This is a genomic window from Streptomyces sp. LE64 (genome assembly GCF_052606915.1).
This window is the reverse complement of record NZ_CP199708.1, coordinates 110,391-126,174: the sequence shown is the minus strand read 5'-3', so window position 1 is coordinate 126,174 and position 15,784 is coordinate 110,391. Positions and strand designations below refer to the sequence as shown.

Genomic DNA, 15,784 nt, shown 5'->3' with positions numbered 1-15,784 from the left:
CATGCTCCAGCCGCACTTCGACCGCACGTCCCGCAGCCGTGCACCGCACTTCGCTCCGCTACGGTTCCGGGCCGTCGCACTCGGCGCCATCCTCGCGCTCACGGCCGTCGGATGCGGAGGCAGCGAGGACACGGGGGGCGGGAAGGGCGAACCAAGCCGGATCGCCTTCGAGTCCTGCGGGGAGAGACTCGAACTCGACCGCGCCCCGCGGCGCGTGGCCATCACCACCGACGCCATCGCCGACACCTTGTTCGACCTCGGGGTCGGCAAGCGGATCGTCGCCAAGACGCGCGGCGAGTCCGCTCCCGCACCGGAGTTGAGGGGCCGACTGGCCGACCTGCCCAGCCTCGGGGCCCGCAACCCGAGCACCGAGGCCATGATGGCGGCCAAGCTCGACCTCCTGATCACCGACCAGGTCGAGAAGGTCTCCGGCAAGCAGGGCAGCCCCACCGTCGCGGAGTTGAAGCGACTGGGCATCGCCACCTACGTGGTGGGCGGCGGTTGCGCCAAGGACCTCGCCGCGGACGCCAGCGGGCTGGAGGCGCTCGACGGCGACCTGCGGCAGCTCGGCCGGATCTTCGACGTGGAGGACCGGGCGAAGAAGGTGGCCGACCAGAAGCGCGAGGAACTCGACGACGTGCGACGTCGCGTGGCGGATCAGCCCAAGCGCAGCGTGGCGAAGATATCGAGGGTCGCCGGCCAGCTCTACGTCACCTCCGGCGGGCTCTCCAACGACGTCATCGAACGGGCCGGCGGGAAGAACCTCTTCGCCGAACTTCCGGGGCAGTTCGCCCCCATCAGCGCGGAACAGATCGTCGCGCGAAACCCCCACGCCATCATCGTCGACAACTTCGCGGCCTCCGAGGCCGGTCACAAGGAGTCGATCGAGTTCCTGAAGAAGACCTTCCCCACGGTCGACGCCGTGAAGGAAGGGCGTGTCCTCGTGATGGACGCGGCCAAGTCGGGGGCGCGCGGCAGCACCCGGCCGGTGGAGGGCGTCGCGGAGACCGCGCGCTTCCTGCACCCGAGCGCCTTCGCCGCCGAGTGAGGACCGCCATGTCCAAGCAACCCTCCACCGCGGCGGTCGCCGACGACGGAGCCCGCCCCCGCGACGGTTCCCGCAAGGACCTGAGCCGCGAGGGCTGGCGCGCCTCCCTGGGCGTCGTCGCCCCGGTGCTGCTCGTGCTGCTCCTCGTCACGGTCTGCGCGGCCGTGGCGGTCGGGTCGGTCGGCGTGCCGTTCAAGACCGTGATCATGGTCATCGGCGAACACCTCGTCGGCGTCGAGTCCACGGCCAGCGCCATGGACGAACAGATCGTGTGGAACCTGAGGCTCCCGCGCGTCCTGCTGGCGGTGGTCGTCGGCGCCGGCCTGGCGGCCGTCGGCGTCACGCTCCAGGCGACCGTGCGCAACCCGCTCGCCGATCCCTACGTGCTCGGCGTCTCGGCCGGTGCCGGCCTGTTGGCCTCCATGACCATCGCGTTCGGATCGGTCGCGGTGGCCGGACTGTCGACCTCGGCCGCGGCCTTCGTCGGCGCGCTCATGGCCACGACCGCGGTCCTCGCCCTCTCCCGTCGCGCCGGTCGGGTCGTCCCGAACCGTCTGGTGCTCGCCGGGGTGACGCTCTCCTACCTGTTCAGCGGCGCCACCAGCTTCGTCATCTTCCGCAGCGGGAACGCGGACGCGGCGCACTCGGTGCTGTTCTGGCTGCTGGGCTCGCTCTCCGAGTCCTCCTGGTCGAACCTGCTGCTGCCCGCGGTGGCCGTGCTCGCCGCCGGCCTGTACCTGACGGTGCAGACCCGTTCCCTCAACGCACTGGCCGCGGGGGACGACGCGGCGCTCTCGCTCGGCGTCGCCGTGCACCGCACCCGCATCCAACTCCTGGTCGTGGCCTCGCTCCTGACCGGGGTGCTCGTCGCGGTGTCCGGTGGCATCGGATTCGTCGGCCTCATCGTTCCGCACCTGGTGCGCCTGGTCATCGGCCCCGACCACCGGCGGCTGCTCCCGATCGCCATGCTCGTCGGTGCGATCTACCTCGTCGCCGTCGACGTGCTGTGCCGGGTCGTCGTCCGTCCCGAGGAACTCCCCATCGGCATCGTCACCGCACTACTCGGCGCACCGGTCTTCCTGTGGCTGCTGCGACGCTCGGAGGCTTCATGAGACTCTCGTTGCACGATGTGAGCGTGCGACTGGGCCCCGTCCCGATCGTCGCAGACTGCGACCTCACGGTGGACGACGGCGAGCGCGTCGGCCTGGTGGGCCCCAACGGCAGCGGCAAGACCTCACTGCTGCGGACCATCTACCGGGCGATCGATCCCTTCGCCGGCAGCGTCGCACTGGCCGGTGACGACGTGCGGACGCTCAGCCAGCGGGAGATCGCGCGCCGCGCCGCCCTCGTCGCCCAGGACAACAACCCCGACTTCGACTTCACCGTCGAGGAGGTGGTGGCCATGGGGCGCGGACCCTGGCTCCGCGCCTTCGAGGCGACGTCCGGCCGCGACGGCGACACGATCGGACGTGCGCTCGAACGCGTCCGGCTGACGGACCACCGCACCCGGCGACTGTCGACCCTGTCCGGCGGGGAACGGCAGCGGGTCCTGGTGGCCCGGGCGCTCGCCCAGGAGAGCCCGCTGCTCCTGCTCGACGAGCCGACCAACCACCTCGATGTGCACGCCGGCCTGGAACTGCTCGAACTCGTCCGCGATCTGGGGCGCGCCACGCTGTGCGTCCTGCACGACCTGAACCTCGCGGCCACCTACTGCGACCGGCTGTACGTCCTGCACCGCGGGCGGATCGTCGCGGGCGGTCCACCGGCGGAGGTGCTGAGTCCCGAGCTCGTCCGCACGGTCTTCGGCGTCACCTGCACCCACCTCACCCATCCGACCACGGGCGGCCTGCTCCTCGCGTTCTCGCCCCGGCACGTCGCCCCGGTCTCCGCGCTCGGTCGCGGGAGGTAGCCGCCGGAAGGCGGGTGGGCCCCTCCCGTGGGGAGCTCACCCGCCCGCTCCGGCCGGAGCGGGGCCCGCTCATCAAATGGTAGCAAGATTCAATGTTTACATGCCTTTTGATAGGGCAAGGCTATGCATCGCGAACAGGTGCAGGAAAGCTGGACGCGACGGCCCGGGTGACGGACGGGGACATCGCGTGCTGCTCGTCCGGGACGGGGCGGAACGGCGTTGCCACGCGAAGCGGCCGGCAGGTCGCGGCATCGCCCCGGGGGTCGTGCTGCACGCCCGGAGCCGGGAACCAGCCGGCGGCCGGGCGGTCGGACGGGCCCCGCCGTACCGCTGGTCGCGGCAGCCCGGCCCGGCGAAGACGTGGAACGTGCGAGTGGCTCGTCCCCGCACGTCCCCACGGGTCGCCCGAAGTCGTCGTCGTCATGAGCTCGTCCGAGAAAGGAGAACCGCATATGCATCGGAAATTTTTTTGATGCACACATGCAGAAGGCAGCGAAGTGGTTCACCGGAGGTGATTCTCTCGCGGGAACAGACCACCACCGAGGGAACCCTGATCTCAGCATGCCCCCTGGCTACCGCCGAGAAAACCCCATGCACATGTGCATTCCACGCCGTCTTTCCGCATCGGTGACGGAGGTGACGGGACGTGGCAAGGGCGCGTGAGGCGACCGTCCTTCGTGCTGGCTCGGTCGGCGAAAGCACCAGAACCACGTCTTCCCTCCCTCGCGTCCGCGGTGACCGTCGTACCAGGGTCCCGGACTCGTCTTTCGAGAGCGCGCCGTACCGACCTTCGGATCACCGTCGGATTCCTGACCGGAACCGGCATGGCGGAGTGACCCCCGAACATCCGAAGTGCTCGTCAGGAACCCCCACCAAACGAAAGGCGAATCACTCGGTGATTGATCGTGCGAACGTCATGCCCTTGACGGAACGCCCGGGCGAGGACGATGCCCAGGCGGCCATCACCCAGATCGACGAAGTCCTGACGCTCCTCCAGGAACTCGGTGACATCGCCCGCCGTGCCCGGAAGAACCTCATCGCCCCGCGTCATCGGGACCGGGTCCCGCGGGACGCTCCGAACCAGCCGTCCGTCGCCGGCGCGCCCAGAGCACCGGTGGAGCCCCCGGGCGAGTCCGGCCGGGTGGCCCCCGCGGCGGAGGACTGTTCGAGCACCGGGCACAAGCCCCTGCCCCTGACCCGGCGTCAGAAGGAGGTGCTGAGCCTGCTGGCCCAGGGGCTGTCGAACCGCCGGATCGGCCGTTCGCTGCACATCACCGAGCAGACGGTGAAGGCGCACCTGCACATGGTCTACCACAAGCTCGGTGTCGCGGACCGTACGGAAGCCGTGGTCATCGCGATGCGGCAGGGGCTGGTGCCGGACCAGCGCCGGGAGGGCACGCCCTCCTGACCGTCCCCCGGCGAAGGACCGGGCAGCGGCAAGGGCCCCGGCCTCCCGGGGCCCTTGGCCGCCCGGGGTCAGAGCCTGCCGTCGGGCACGGCCTCGATGAGCGAGGCGTTGATCTCCTGCGCCAACGGGACGACCTCGGTGACGCGCAGCCCCGCCCGGGCGCAGAGCGCGACGTACTCCGCCCGGGTGCGCTGGCGTCCGCCGATCGTCACCAGCATGTGCAGGTCGGTCAGGTAGGGGTTCTCCATGGCCGCGTGGTTGAGCGTGTCCACGTCGGCCGTGTCCGGCAGGACGGGCTCGGCGATGAGCAGCCTGCCGTGTGCGGGCACGGCGTCCCGCACCCGGCGCAGGATCGTCCAGGCGCGCTCGTCGTCCCAGTTGAGCACCACGTTCTTGATGAAGTACAGGTCCGCGCCCTTCGGCACCTCGACGAAGAAGTCTCCCGCGACCGCCCGGCAGCGCCCCTCCAACGCGGCGGCGGCGATGGTCTCCCGGGCCCGAGCCGCCCCCGCCTCCGTCTCGAACACCGTGCCCGTCAGATGCGGATGCCGGTGCAACCACGCGGCGAGCAGCGTGCCGTCCCCGCCCCCGACGTCGACGATCGTGTCGAAGCGGCCCAGGTCGTAGGCCGCGGAGATCGCCGAGGCCATCTCCGCGGGCAGGTGGCGCTTGCTCATCGCCGCGTGGAACAGGGCGGCGAGCTCCGGCCGTTCCGACATGTAGTCGTACACCGGCTTGCCGTACTCCTCGTCGAACGAGGCCCGTCCGGAGCGCAGCGACTTCTCGACGTTCAGCCAGTTGCGTTGGAAGACCTCGTGCGTCAACAGCTCGGCGAAGGCGAGCAGCGACGCCGGATCGTCACGGCGCAGCAGCGCTCCGGCAGCGGTGAGCCGGAAGACGCCCGGCCTGGGTTCGGCGCAGAGGCCGAGCGAGGCCAGGGTGCGCAACAGCCTGTTCAGCTGGTGCGCCGGCAGGCCGCAGGCCGTGGCCAGATCGGCGGTGTCGGCCTCGGTGTCACCGATGAGGTCCGCCAGCTCCAGCCGTGCCGCGGCGCCGACGGCCTGGGTCGCCAGCGTCCCGAAGATCGCCGTGATCACGGTGCGCCGCGCATCTGCCTCGACGGTCATGTGTGCGTCCGTCCTTCCAAGTCGGGATACGGGGGGAGTGCGTCGACGGGGACGCCCGGTCGGCCCGGAGACCGTGCCCACCGGCGCGTCGACGACCCGGGGGGTGCCCGGTGCCGGGGGCGGCCGGGTGGCGGGAGGTGCCGCGTCCCGCCCCGGTCCGGTCATGGTTCGGCGACGACGGACAAGGCGTGGTGGAACACGTTCAACGGATCCCACTTCGCCTTCACTTCCTGCAACTTCGGGTAGTTCGCGCCGTAGTACAGGGCGTGCCACGGGACCTCGGAGGAGTTCCACTCGGGATCGGCCAGATCGACGTCCGCGTAGTTGATGTAGGCACCCGTGGTGACGTCGTTCGGTACCGGCACCCCGCCCGTCGACGCGTGCATGTCGCGGTAGAACTCACGGATCCACCGCACTTGCCTCTCGTCGTCGGCCGGGTCCTTCCAGGTCACCATGTAGAACGACTTCGTCAGGGCGCCCCTCGCAACGGCGGTCGCACCGGTGGGCACGGCGTTCACCTCGCCTCCGTAGGCGATGTACTCCAGCGACGCGTAGCCGCCCCGGTAGTCGTCCCGGGTGAGGTGCCGGTGGGCGGTGGCCAGTTGCTCCGGGGTGTGCGGGGCGCACAGGTCCGCCGACTTGACCTTGCAGCGGAGGGCGATCGCCGAGGGCCCGGTGTCGGGGACCGCCAGGTACTGGGTCGCCGCCAGCCACGGCAGGGACTGCCGGGAGACCGCGGGAGCGGCGCGCACTCCGCTCCGGAGCGCGTGGAGGAAGGCGTCCATGCGGGCAGAGGCGTGCGGGGCGTCCTCGGGCAGGTGCGCCTGGAGGCCGACGTTCCCCGCCGAGCGGTGCAGGCAGTTGAGGGTGGCGTACAGGTCGACATCGGGGGAGTCGGGTGCGCTGTTCCGCGCCTGCCAGTCCAGGAAGTTGCCGGTCAACCGGACGAAGTCCGCCTCGGCCAGGTCCTCCCACGACCAGCTCGCCTCGGCGATGTGCAGTGCGCCGGGCGGGCGGGGCAGCAACCCGGCGGGGTCGGTGCCGGAGGCGCCCGGTGAGCGCATCCAGTACCGGGTGATCACCCCGAAGTTCCCGCCGCCGCCACCGGTGTGCGCCCACCACAGGTCCCGGTTCGGGTCGTTCTCCGCACGGCTCGCCACGACCGTCGACACCGTGCCGTTCCCGTCCACGACCACCACCTCGACCGCGTCCAGGTGGTCGACGCTGAGCCCCATCCGCCGGGACATGGGCCCGTAGCCGCCGCCGCTGATGTGTCCGCCCGCGCCCACGCCCATGCAGAAGCCGCACGGGACGGTGACCCCCCAGCCGTGGAAGAGCTCGCGGACCATCCGCCCCACGGAGGCGCCGGCCTCGACGACGAAGGCACCCCGCTCCGGGTCGAATCCGACGCGGGACATGGGGGAGAGGTCCAGGACCACCTCCACGTCGGGCGAGGCGACGAAGTCCTCGCCGCAGTGTCCGCGGGAGCGGGCGACGATCCGCTTCCCCGCCGCCACCGCGGCGCGGACGGCGGATTCCACCTGCTGCGGGGAGTGCGCCAGTTGGAAGTAGTCCGGCCTGGCGACGAAGCGGTAGTTGTAGGCGCGGCACAGGTTTTCGTAGCGGATGTCGTCGGGCCGGACCGTGACGGGGTCGGGAAGGGCACGGAGGATGCTGGCCGCCTTTTCGTCACGGCTGTCACTTCTCATGGTTGTCCGCCATGTCTGCAATCTGCTCCGGAGGGCTAGCGGACCCGTTTTCGGTGTCCATTCTTCAATATCCTCAGGGAAATGATGTGGTCGACTGGAGGCGTCGCACGGGAGTGGTGACCATCCCTGCTTTCGGGCCTGATCGTCGGACCAGCCTACCCGTGGAACGGTATTGAGGGCATGAAACATCGACGAAGGTTTGAGGCCGGCTAAACCCGTGGATCTAAGCCGTTGTCGTTGAGTGAGTTGCGACTGTAGGGTCCGTCATCCCGCACGACGGAAGAACGCTGGCGTGTTCGACGCGGGGCTTCGGCGATCGCGAAAGGGGCGAAGTCATGAGCCGTCCGTTGGACGAGCAGGTCTTTGCGGACCGGGTACTGAACGACTGGCTCGACGGAATGGGACTCGGAATCGAATACACCCGGGCGGAAGGCAACACCCTGTACTTCACGGACGGGGACGGGCAGGAGGTCGCCGTCCTCGACCATGTGTGCGGCTTCGGGGCACTGATATTCGGTCACCACGACCCGGAGATCGTGGAGCATGCGAAGAGCGTCCTGGACCGGCAAATTCCGGTGTTCGCCCAACTGTCCCGGCAGTCCCACGCCCAGGACCTCGCCGCGATGCTGAACGCGATTCTGCGCCGGGAGGTCCCGGACACCGGACCGGGGTACGCGGCGATCTTCGCCAACAGCGGTGCCGAGGCCATCGAGATCTGCATGAAGCACGCGGAACTGGAGCGTCAGGCCCGGGTGGCGAAGCTCGTCCAGGAGGTCGACGCCCACATCGAGGCGGCGCGGCAGGCGTTGCGCGAGGGCCGGGCGACCGTGGGCGAGGACCCGCAGGTGCGTCCGGAGCAGTCGGGCGACGGCCTCGACCCCGGGGAGGCACTGATCGCGGAGGTCGAGCGCCGCAATGCCGCCCTGCTCGCCAGGGGTCCCGTCTACCTGGCCCTGGAGCACGCCTTCCACGGAAAGCTCGTCGCCAGTGTGCAACTCACCCGGAACCCCGTGTGGCGGGTTCCCTTCGCTTCGTTGGGTCCGTCGACCGTCTTCCTGCCCCCGGACCGGCCGGAGGCCATGAAGGCCGCCGTCGAGGGCGTGCGCGAAAGCCTGTGGGACGTCGTGCTGGACGACGGCGTGGTGAACGCGGTGGCGCGGGACTACCCGGTGATCGGCGCCTTCTTCGTGGAGCCGGTGCAGGGGGCCAACGGCATGCGCCCCCTCACCGAAGCGTCCGCACGCGCGATCAGGGCCGTGTGCGACGAGGTCGGATGCCCCTTGGTCGTGGACGAGATCCACAGCGGCATGGGTCGGACGGGCGCCTTCTTCGCCAGTTCGCACATGGGGCTGCGGGGCGACTACTACACACTGGCCAAGAGCCTCGGCGGCGGCATCGCCAAGAACTCGGTGGCGCTCTTCCACCGGGACCGGTTCCGCCCGGAGTTCGAAGTGATCCACAGTTCCACCTTCGCCAAGGACGGGTTCTCCGGCGCCCTGGCCCGGAAGGTGCTGGACATGCTGGAGGCCGAGGGCGGCCGGGCGTACGCGAGGGCCGCCGAGCGGGGGGACAGGCTGCGGGAGGTCCTCGAATCCGTCCGCGCGGAGTTCCCGGACGTGGTGGACGCCGTCGAGGGCATCGGCCTGATGCTCGGACTGGAGTTCACCGACCAGTCACAGGCGTCCTCGGACCCCATCGGGGAGCCGGCGCGGGCCGGCACGCTCGGGTACGTCATCGCGGGCTACGTCCTGCGCGAGCACCGCATCCGGGTGCTCCCGGTCGGACCCGCGGGGAACTCGGTGCGGTTCGAACCGTCCGTCCATCTGACGGACGAGGACATCGCCCGGACGGGAGCGGCCCTGCGCGACGTCTGCGCGATCCTCCGGCACCAGGAGGGACACCGCCTCGTCCGCTGAGGACGCGGGGGAACGGAACCCATCGAACGGTCGGCGCGCCCGGTCCCGAACCGGTGGTCGCCCACCACGGCCGCACGGACAGAGAGGTGTCTTCCGATGAGCAGTGCCGGAACGACCGGTTCCCCGGTGGGGGGACTGTTGGAGCACGCGCTGGGCGCCGCCCGCGCGGCCGCCGTGCGCGCGGCCGTGACCCTGGGCCTGCCCGAGGCCCTCGGCGAGGCGCCGGCGACGGCCGAGGACCTCGCGTCGGCGGTCGGCGCGCACCCGACGGCCCTGCGGCGGCTCCTGCGGGCGCTCACCTCCCACGGGGTGTTCGCCGAGGACGGCAAGGGCTCCTTCGTCCACACCGAGTCCTCCCGCGCCCTGCGGGAGGACTCCCCGAACAGCCTGAAGCACCTGGTGCTGTGGTGCACCGAGCCGTGGCTGTGGTCGCTCTGGGGCCGGCTCGACGAGTCGGTGCGCACCGGGAGCGAGGTGTTCAGCGACGCGTACGGGCGGCGGTTCTACGAGCAACTGCACACGCAGTGGCCGGAGTCGGCCGGGGTGTTCGACCGGGCCATGACCCAGCAGGCCAGACTGTCCGCGATGACCCTCGCCGACATGATCCCCCTCGCCGGCACCGACACGATCGCCGACGTCGGCGGCGGCCAGGGGCTGGTTCTGCGCACCCTCCTGGAGCGTCACCCCCGAGCGCTCGGGTACCTGCTGGACCTGCCCGGGGTGGTGGCCGACGCGGACGCCCGGCTCCGTCCGGGCGGTGAGCTGGCCGACCGGGTGCACCTGGTCCCCGGCGACTGCCTCCGGGAGGTCTCCGTCCGGGCCGACGTCTACCTGTTCAAGAACATTCTGGGGGTGGACGCGGACGCCTCGGTGCGGATCCTGCGCAACGCGGTGGCATCGGCTCCGCCGGGGGCCCGGATGGTCATCGTGGACGACTTCGTCGACGGCGACGGGGAGGGACGGGCCCTCGCCTCGGCGATGGACCTGCGGATGCTCCTGGTCATCGGCGGCCAGAAGCACACCCGGGCGGGGCTGTTGGAGATCGTCGAGCGGGCCGGGCTGACCGTTCGGCGGGTGCGGCCGGTGGACTCCTCCCTGCACATGATCGAGGCCGTCGCACCGTAGGAGCCGGAACCGGACGGACGGTGGCCGTGCTCCCGGGGAGGCCCTCGGGAACACGGCCACCGTCCGTCCGGGCGGGACGGCGGGCGATCAGTCGACGACGACCGCCTTGGTCCGCATCAGGAACTCGCCGAGGTAGCCCTGGTGCGGGAGCCCGGGGCGGGTCCAGGTGGTCGGGCGGTCGCCGATGTGCACCTTGTCGATGGTCGGCTCGGCCACCAGCGCACCGATGAGTTCCGCGTCGTCGGTGAAGGCGGTCAACGACAGGGTGTGGCGCAAGGGGGCCAACCAGTCGCCGGAGCGCCGCCACGGCGCCACCCACACACAGGGGAACCCCATCTCGACGCGGGCCTGCGGAGCGTCCGCACGGTCCAGCAGGAACACCGCCGGGCGCAGCACCGCCGAACCGTCGCCGAGTTCCTCGACGATCCCGTCCGCACCCAGCACCGGCCGTGCGGTGCCGGCCCGGGCCCGCAACTGCTGGTCCACCGCGTGCGCGACGGCGCTGCGGCGGACCGGCAACCGGGCGGCCTCGTCGCCCGGGGGGAGCGAGGGCAGTACGGCCAGCCGCTCGGCGATCGCCGCGGCGACGGGCGCGGGATCGCCCTCCACGAACACCGCGGTGGCGTTGACGCACCCCGTTCCGGCATGTCCGGCGACGGACTCCGCGAGGACGTCCAAGTGCCGGGCCGGATCGGCACCGGCGGTGAGCAGGATCTTCGACCGACCGGGCCCGAAGGGCATCACCAGGGTGCCGGACCCGTACGCGCGGACCACCTCCTCGCCGCCGAAGACGAGGGCCAGGTCCGCCTCGCCGACCAACCGGTCCGCCGTCGGATGGTCGGTGGGCAGCAGGGCCACCTGGTCGTTGTCGTAGCCCACCTGCCGCAATGCGGTGACGAGTCGGTGCGCGGTGAAGGGCTCCCGCTGCGAGGGGCGGATCGCCACCCGGTAGCCGAGGGCCAGGGCGTCCAACCACGCCGTGTGCACCACGGGGGAGTTGGCCGGCGCATGGCACACCAGGACCTCGCCGCGCCGGGTCCAGACCCCGGAGCCCTGCCGTACGCGGTGGTCGCGCCAACTGTCGGCGGCGCCGACGGGGCGCGCCTGACGCACGCTGTCGTGGGCGGTGGCCGCGTAGTCACCGACCTGCCGGGTCACCTCCCGCACCAGGGAGACGGGCAGGCCGGACACCGAGGCCACGGTGCGGTGGTGGACGTCGGGGGAGACGCCGTCCACGGAGCCGCTCGCGAAGAGCCAGCCGGCCCTGGTGAGGAGTTTGGCGCGGCGCGCCGGGTCCGGCGGGACCGCGGTGCGCAGCGCCTGGAGGGTGCGTTGGGCGAACAGCCAGGGCACGAGGCTCAGTTCGGCCACCGGTCGGCCGGTGACGTCCAGGACGACGTCGAGGTTGCGACTGCGGTACGGTCCGCCCGCACCCAGCGCGTGGAGGTCCGTCAGCGCGGGGGACGCGCTCGACACGTCAGTAGACCCCCTCGATCACGGCGGTGTCACCGAACTCCCGCACGGGCTTGATCTCCGACACCGCGTCGCCCGGGTAGCCGAGGCGGTGCGGATGCCGGATGCCGGTGTCCCGGTCCAGGTTGTTGGGGAGGAAGAGGTTGCGCGTGATGTGGTGCGTGACCATCTGGCCCCGCTCCCCGTACGGGACGTTCCGCCCGGTGGCGGGATCGATCACCGAGAACATGGAGAACGGGGAGGGCGGGTCGAACACAGGGGACTCACCGGCCGGCGCTCCGGGACGCTCCGGCATCGCACAGAAGATCATCGTGCTGCCGAAGATGCTGACGAAGTTCACCCGGGGAAAGACCTCGGTGCGCAGCAGGTGACGGGTGTCCTCGTCCATCGAGGTGCCACCGTAGATGACGGTGTTCACCTTCGCGTTGATCAGGTCCACCAGATGACTCCGTTGGCAGACCGCCTCGATCAGCGGCGGCGTGATGACCATCACGCGGATGTCCTGGCTCTGGAGGATCCATTCGACCTGGTTGACCAGATGGGTGACGTACCCCTTCATCTCGTCGACGGCGCCGCGGCCGATGACGAGTTTCGCCCAACGGGGGTCGAAGTCGAGGGTGTAGAAGATGCCGCCGAAGCGCTGCGCGGTGTCCTGGGCCAGGATGCCGGCCATGTGCGGTCCGGCCGGCATGACGCCGAGCCAGTTGTCACCCGTGGCGATCCCGTGTTCCACGAGGCGGTGGTAGTACCAGGCCCAGGACTGTTCCCGGACGTCGGGCAGGACGAACACCCGCTTCGGCGCGCCGGTCGTACCGCCGCTCTCCCCGACCACCGGCGGGGTCGGCAACGCCTCCAGGGGGCCGTAGCCGCGCGGCACCAGGTCTTCCAACCGGACGTTCCGCAACTCGTCGACGACATGGGGGAACAAGGACAGGTCCGCCACCGACCGCACGTCCTTGCGCGGATCGAAATCCAGGCTCTTCGCCTGCTCCTGCCAGAACGGAGAACCCGTCCTGGGATCGAAGTGCCAGGCCATTGCCTCTTGAATGAGCTCCGGTGCTTCCGGGGGGCTGTCCCATGAGGTGTCGAGGGCGGACGCAGCGGATGGATTCATTTCCTTGCTCCTCGGGAATTCATGTTCCACGGTCGGCTGAAATGGGCGTGGACGGCGGAGCCGTAGGAAAGTGGCGTGCCGAAGAACACGCGTGGCTGCACTGCCTCCACAGTCCTTCCGAAGGTACAAGGACGCATACTCGCCGGGCTAGGGCTGATGTGTCATCCAATGGACTGCTTGGTTTTACAACCGTGGATCTAGTCTTATTGCCGTCGCTCCGCGGGCGTGCCTACTCTGCCGTGTCGTCCCGTTCGGCGGTGGGTTCTCCGAACGGTGGCCGTCGTACGTGCGGAGAACGGCACACGAGTGCGGGAAAGGAGCGGCAGATGAGGGGAAGCGGCTACGACGCGATCGTCGTGGGCGCCCGCTGCGCGGGGTCGCCCACCGCGATGCTGTTGGCGAGGAGGGGGTACCGGGTTCTGGTGGTGGACCGGGCGACCTTCCCCAGCGACACGGTCTCGACGCACCTGGTCCATCCACCGGGGGTCGCGGCCCTGCGCCGGTGGGGCCTGCTGGACGCTCTGGTGTTCACCGGATGCCCTCCCATCCACACGTACGCGTTCGACTTCGGTCCGTTGGTCCTCTCGGGAGGTCCGGGCACCACCGCGGAGCCGGTGGCGTACGCGCCCCGCCGGATCGTGCTGGACAAGATGCTGCTGGACGCGGCGGGGGCGGCGGGCGCGGAGGTCCGCGAGGGCTTCACCGTCTCGGAGGTCCTCTTCGAGGAAGGCCGGGTGGTCGGCGTACGGGGGCGGGAGTCCGACGGCCCGACGGTCACCGAGCGCGCCCGCCTGGTGATCGGTGCGGACGGACTGCACTCCTCGGTCGCCCGCGCGGTGGGCGCCCGGCGGTACCACGAGCACCCGCGCCTGATGTGCGGCTACTACAGCTACTTCAGCGGGCTGGAGATGGACGGCGTCTTCCTGGCCCACTCCCGGCCGCACCGCGCGTTCGGGGCCTGGCCGACCCACGACGGCCTGACCCTGGTGGGCGGTTGCTGGCCGTTCGCCGAGTTCGACGAGGTGCGGAAGGACATCGAGGGCAACTACCTCGGGAACTTCGAGCTGGCGCCGGCGTGGGCGCAGCGGATCCGTGCGGCCCGGCGCGAGTCGCGCGTGGTCGGCGCGGCCCTGCCGAACTTCTTCCGGGAGCCCTTCGGCCCCGGCTGGGTCCTGGTCGGCGACGCCGGCTACTGCAAGGACTTCTTCACCGCCCAGGGCATCAGCGACGCGTTCCTCTCCGCCGAGCTCTGCGCCGACGCCGTGGACGGGGCGCTGTCCGGGCGGCAACCGTTCGACACCGCGATGGCCGCCTACCAGAGGCTGCGCGACCAGCACGCCCGACCCGTCTACGAGTTCACCTTGCAGGTCTCGGGGCTGGAGCCAGCCCCCCCGGAATTCGACGAACTCCTGGCGGGCATCGCGGGGAACCAGCCGGCCATGGACGCCTTCGCGCAGGTCAATGCGGGCGTGACCTCGATGGAGCAGTTCGTCTCGGACTGGAGCGTCTCCCGGACGGCCTGAGCGCGGGGCGGTCCGTTCCGTTCGCGGCGCCGCCGCGGGCGCAACGACGGCCGGCGGGCGGTGCGTGCAGCCACGACCGCCCGCCGGCCCGTCGGCACGCGTGGACGCCGCCGTGTCCGTACCGGGTGGGTACGGACACGGCGGCGCGATCCGTTCAGCAGGACCGGTCGGAGGTGTCGCCCGGGGCGGTGGAACGGCGGTGGACGAGTTCCCCGGACTTCCACACGTGGGTGAGGCGGTGCGGATCGGCCAGCACCGCGATCTCGGCCAGGGGGTCGGTGTCCACGGCCAGGAGGTCGGCGTCGTACCCGGGGGCGAGGCGACCGGAGCGGGGCCCCCGGGGCCCCAGGGTCGCCGGCCCGTGCGCGGTGGCCGCCTCGACGGCCTCCAACGGACTCAGCCCCGCCTCGACCAGATGGGCGAACTCGCTCCCGTGCCGGCCCCAGGAGAGCGGCCCGTCACGGTCGCTGGTGCCCAGATCGGTGCCCAGGGCGAGACGGACCCCACGGCGGTGTGCCAGGCCGATCGACCTGTGGTGCCGTTCCGCCATGGCGTCGAAGCGGTCCCGCCAACGCGGTGGCAGCGCGGACACGTTGTGCCGCAACGCCTCGTAGATGGTGCGGGTGGGCACGAGCATCATGTCGCGCTCGACCATGCGGTCGGCGCACTCCTCGTCGAGTTCGGTGCCGTGCTCGACGGTGTGGCAGCCGGCGTCGATCGCGGCGAGGATGCCGGCCCGACCGTGGCAGTGCGCCGCGACGACCCGCTCCGCCCGCGCCGCCTCGGTGACGATCGCGCGCAGTTCCTCGCTGCGGTACTGCTGGTGGACCGGATTGTCCACCTCGCTGAGCACACCGCCCGAGGTACAGACCTTGATCACCTCGGCCCCCGCCCTCAGTTGGCGACGCACGGCCCGGACGCACTCGTCCACGCCGTCCGCGATGCAGAGCGTGCCACCGGACCGACAGGGGTCGGTCACCCAGCGCAGCGGCAACCGGTGCACGTCGGTGTGGCCGCCGGTCTGTCCGATGACCTGGTTCGCGCTGTAGATGCGGGGGCCGACGAAGGTGCCCTCCCGGACGGCTTCCGCCAGCACGCAGCCGTAACCGCCGAGGTCGCGCAGGCTGGTGAACCCCGCCCGCAGCGCCGTCTCGGCATCCTTGACGCTGCGGGCGACCGCCAGGGCCTCGGGGGTGAGCATCAGTTCCTCGGTGCTCACCCGCCCGCGGACCCCGGCGAAGTGGACGTGGCAGTCCCACAGGCCCGGGAGCAGGGCGACCACCCGCGTCGGTGTCAACGCCCGGTCCTCGTCGCTCAGCTCGGCCGTCGGTCCGGCGTACAGGATGCGGCCCCCCGCGTGCACCACGGTGCCGTTGACCGTGGGCCCGCCGGAGCCGGGGACCAGGAGGTCCGCGTCGATGCGGTGTTTCAC

The 15,784-nt window shown here is 71.0% G+C and carries 12 protein-coding genes; 7 read left to right on the top strand and 5 right to left on the bottom strand.

Translation table 11 applies throughout. The features are described 5' to 3' along the window. The first annotated feature begins 1 nt into the window (after position 1). The 4 genes from ACSMX9_RS00460 (at position 2) to ACSMX9_RS00445 (ending at position 4,365) form a co-directional block, all read left to right on the top strand. Complete coding sequence (locus ACSMX9_RS00460; RefSeq protein ID WP_445398940.1) at positions 2-1,048, top strand: ABC transporter substrate-binding protein; 1,047 nt, start codon at positions 2-4, stop codon at positions 1,046-1,048. A gap of 8 nt (positions 1,049-1,056) precedes the next feature. Further along, a complete protein-coding gene (locus ACSMX9_RS00455; protein WP_445398938.1) occupies positions 1,057-2,160 on the top strand; it encodes a FecCD family ABC transporter permease in 1,104 nt (367 codons plus the stop codon). A gap of 23 nt (positions 2,161-2,183) precedes the next feature. Beyond that, positions 2,184-2,957, top strand: coding sequence for an ABC transporter ATP-binding protein (locus ACSMX9_RS00450; RefSeq protein ID WP_445398936.1), 774 nt, complete (start codon positions 2,184-2,186; stop codon positions 2,955-2,957). Positions 2,958-3,873: 916 nt separating this feature from the next. Then, complete coding sequence (locus ACSMX9_RS00445) at positions 3,874-4,365, top strand: helix-turn-helix transcriptional regulator (RefSeq protein ID WP_366115974.1); 492 nt, start codon at positions 3,874-3,876, stop codon at positions 4,363-4,365. A gap of 68 nt (positions 4,366-4,433) precedes the next feature. Here the strand turns inward: ACSMX9_RS00445 and ACSMX9_RS00440 are convergent, their stop codons facing one another. Both ACSMX9_RS00440 and ACSMX9_RS00435 read right to left on the bottom strand, forming a co-directional pair. After that, positions 4,434-5,492, bottom strand: a complete 1,059-nt coding sequence (locus ACSMX9_RS00440; RefSeq protein ID WP_445398934.1) for a methyltransferase — start codon at positions 5,490-5,492, stop codon at positions 4,434-4,436. 161 nt (positions 5,493-5,653) lie between these two features. Beyond that, complete coding sequence (locus tag ACSMX9_RS00435) at positions 5,654-7,201, bottom strand: FAD-binding oxidoreductase (protein ID WP_445398932.1); 1,548 nt, start codon at positions 7,199-7,201, stop codon at positions 5,654-5,656. A gap of 335 nt (positions 7,202-7,536) precedes the next feature. Between ACSMX9_RS00435 and ACSMX9_RS00430 the strand changes: the two genes are divergently transcribed. Beyond that, complete coding sequence (locus ACSMX9_RS00430) at positions 7,537-9,117, top strand: aspartate aminotransferase family protein (RefSeq protein ID WP_445398930.1); 1,581 nt, start codon at positions 7,537-7,539, stop codon at positions 9,115-9,117. 96 nt (positions 9,118-9,213) lie between these two features. Continuing rightward, positions 9,214-10,242: a methyltransferase gene (locus ACSMX9_RS00425; protein ID WP_445398928.1), complete on the top strand. Its 1,029-nt coding sequence runs from the start codon at positions 9,214-9,216 to the stop codon at positions 10,240-10,242. A gap of 87 nt (positions 10,243-10,329) precedes the next feature. Here the strand turns inward: ACSMX9_RS00425 and ACSMX9_RS00420 are convergent, their stop codons facing one another. Continuing rightward, complete coding sequence (locus tag ACSMX9_RS00420; RefSeq protein WP_445398926.1) at positions 10,330-11,718, bottom strand: aldehyde dehydrogenase family protein; 1,389 nt, start codon at positions 11,716-11,718, stop codon at positions 10,330-10,332. A gap of 1 nt (position 11,719) precedes the next feature. Next, positions 11,720-12,751 (bottom strand): phenazine antibiotic biosynthesis protein, encoded by a 1,032-nt coding sequence (locus ACSMX9_RS00415; RefSeq protein WP_445398924.1) that lies wholly within the window; start codon positions 12,749-12,751, stop codon positions 11,720-11,722. 404 nt (positions 12,752-13,155) lie between these two features. Between ACSMX9_RS00415 and ACSMX9_RS00410 the strand changes: the two genes are divergently transcribed. Further along, complete coding sequence (locus ACSMX9_RS00410) at positions 13,156-14,352, top strand: NAD(P)/FAD-dependent oxidoreductase (RefSeq protein ID WP_445398922.1); 1,197 nt, start codon at positions 13,156-13,158, stop codon at positions 14,350-14,352. A gap of 154 nt (positions 14,353-14,506) precedes the next feature. Here ACSMX9_RS00410 and ACSMX9_RS00405 read toward each other — a convergent pair whose 3' ends face one another. Then, entirely contained in the window at positions 14,507-15,784 is a 1,278-nt protein-coding gene (locus tag ACSMX9_RS00405; protein ID WP_445398920.1) for a metal-dependent hydrolase family protein, read from the bottom strand.

Excerpts from the sequence above, each read along its gene's own strand:
- ACSMX9_RS00460 (WP_445398940.1), top strand. The coding sequence starts at position 2 with ATGCTCCAGCCGCACTTCGACCGCACGTCCCGCAGCCGTGCACCGCAC.
- ACSMX9_RS00455 (WP_445398938.1), top strand. The coding sequence starts at position 1,057 with ATGTCCAAGCAACCCTCCACCGCGGCGGTCGCCGACGACGGAGCCCGC.
- ACSMX9_RS00445 (WP_366115974.1), top strand. The coding sequence starts at position 3,874 with ATGCCCTTGACGGAACGCCCGGGCGAGGACGATGCCCAGGCGGCCATC.
- ACSMX9_RS00440 (WP_445398934.1), bottom strand. The coding sequence starts at position 5,492 with ATGACCGTCGAGGCAGATGCGCGGCGCACCGTGATCACGGCGATCTTC.
- ACSMX9_RS00435 (WP_445398932.1), bottom strand. The coding sequence starts at position 7,201 with ATGAGAAGTGACAGCCGTGACGAAAAGGCGGCCAGCATCCTCCGTGCC.
- ACSMX9_RS00430 (WP_445398930.1), top strand. The coding sequence starts at position 7,537 with ATGAGCCGTCCGTTGGACGAGCAGGTCTTTGCGGACCGGGTACTGAAC.
- ACSMX9_RS00425 (WP_445398928.1), top strand. The coding sequence starts at position 9,214 with ATGAGCAGTGCCGGAACGACCGGTTCCCCGGTGGGGGGACTGTTGGAG.
- ACSMX9_RS00415 (WP_445398924.1), bottom strand. The coding sequence starts at position 12,751 with ATGGCCTGGCACTTCGATCCCAGGACGGGTTCTCCGTTCTGGCAGGAG.
- ACSMX9_RS00410 (WP_445398922.1), top strand. The coding sequence starts at position 13,156 with ATGAGGGGAAGCGGCTACGACGCGATCGTCGTGGGCGCCCGCTGCGCG.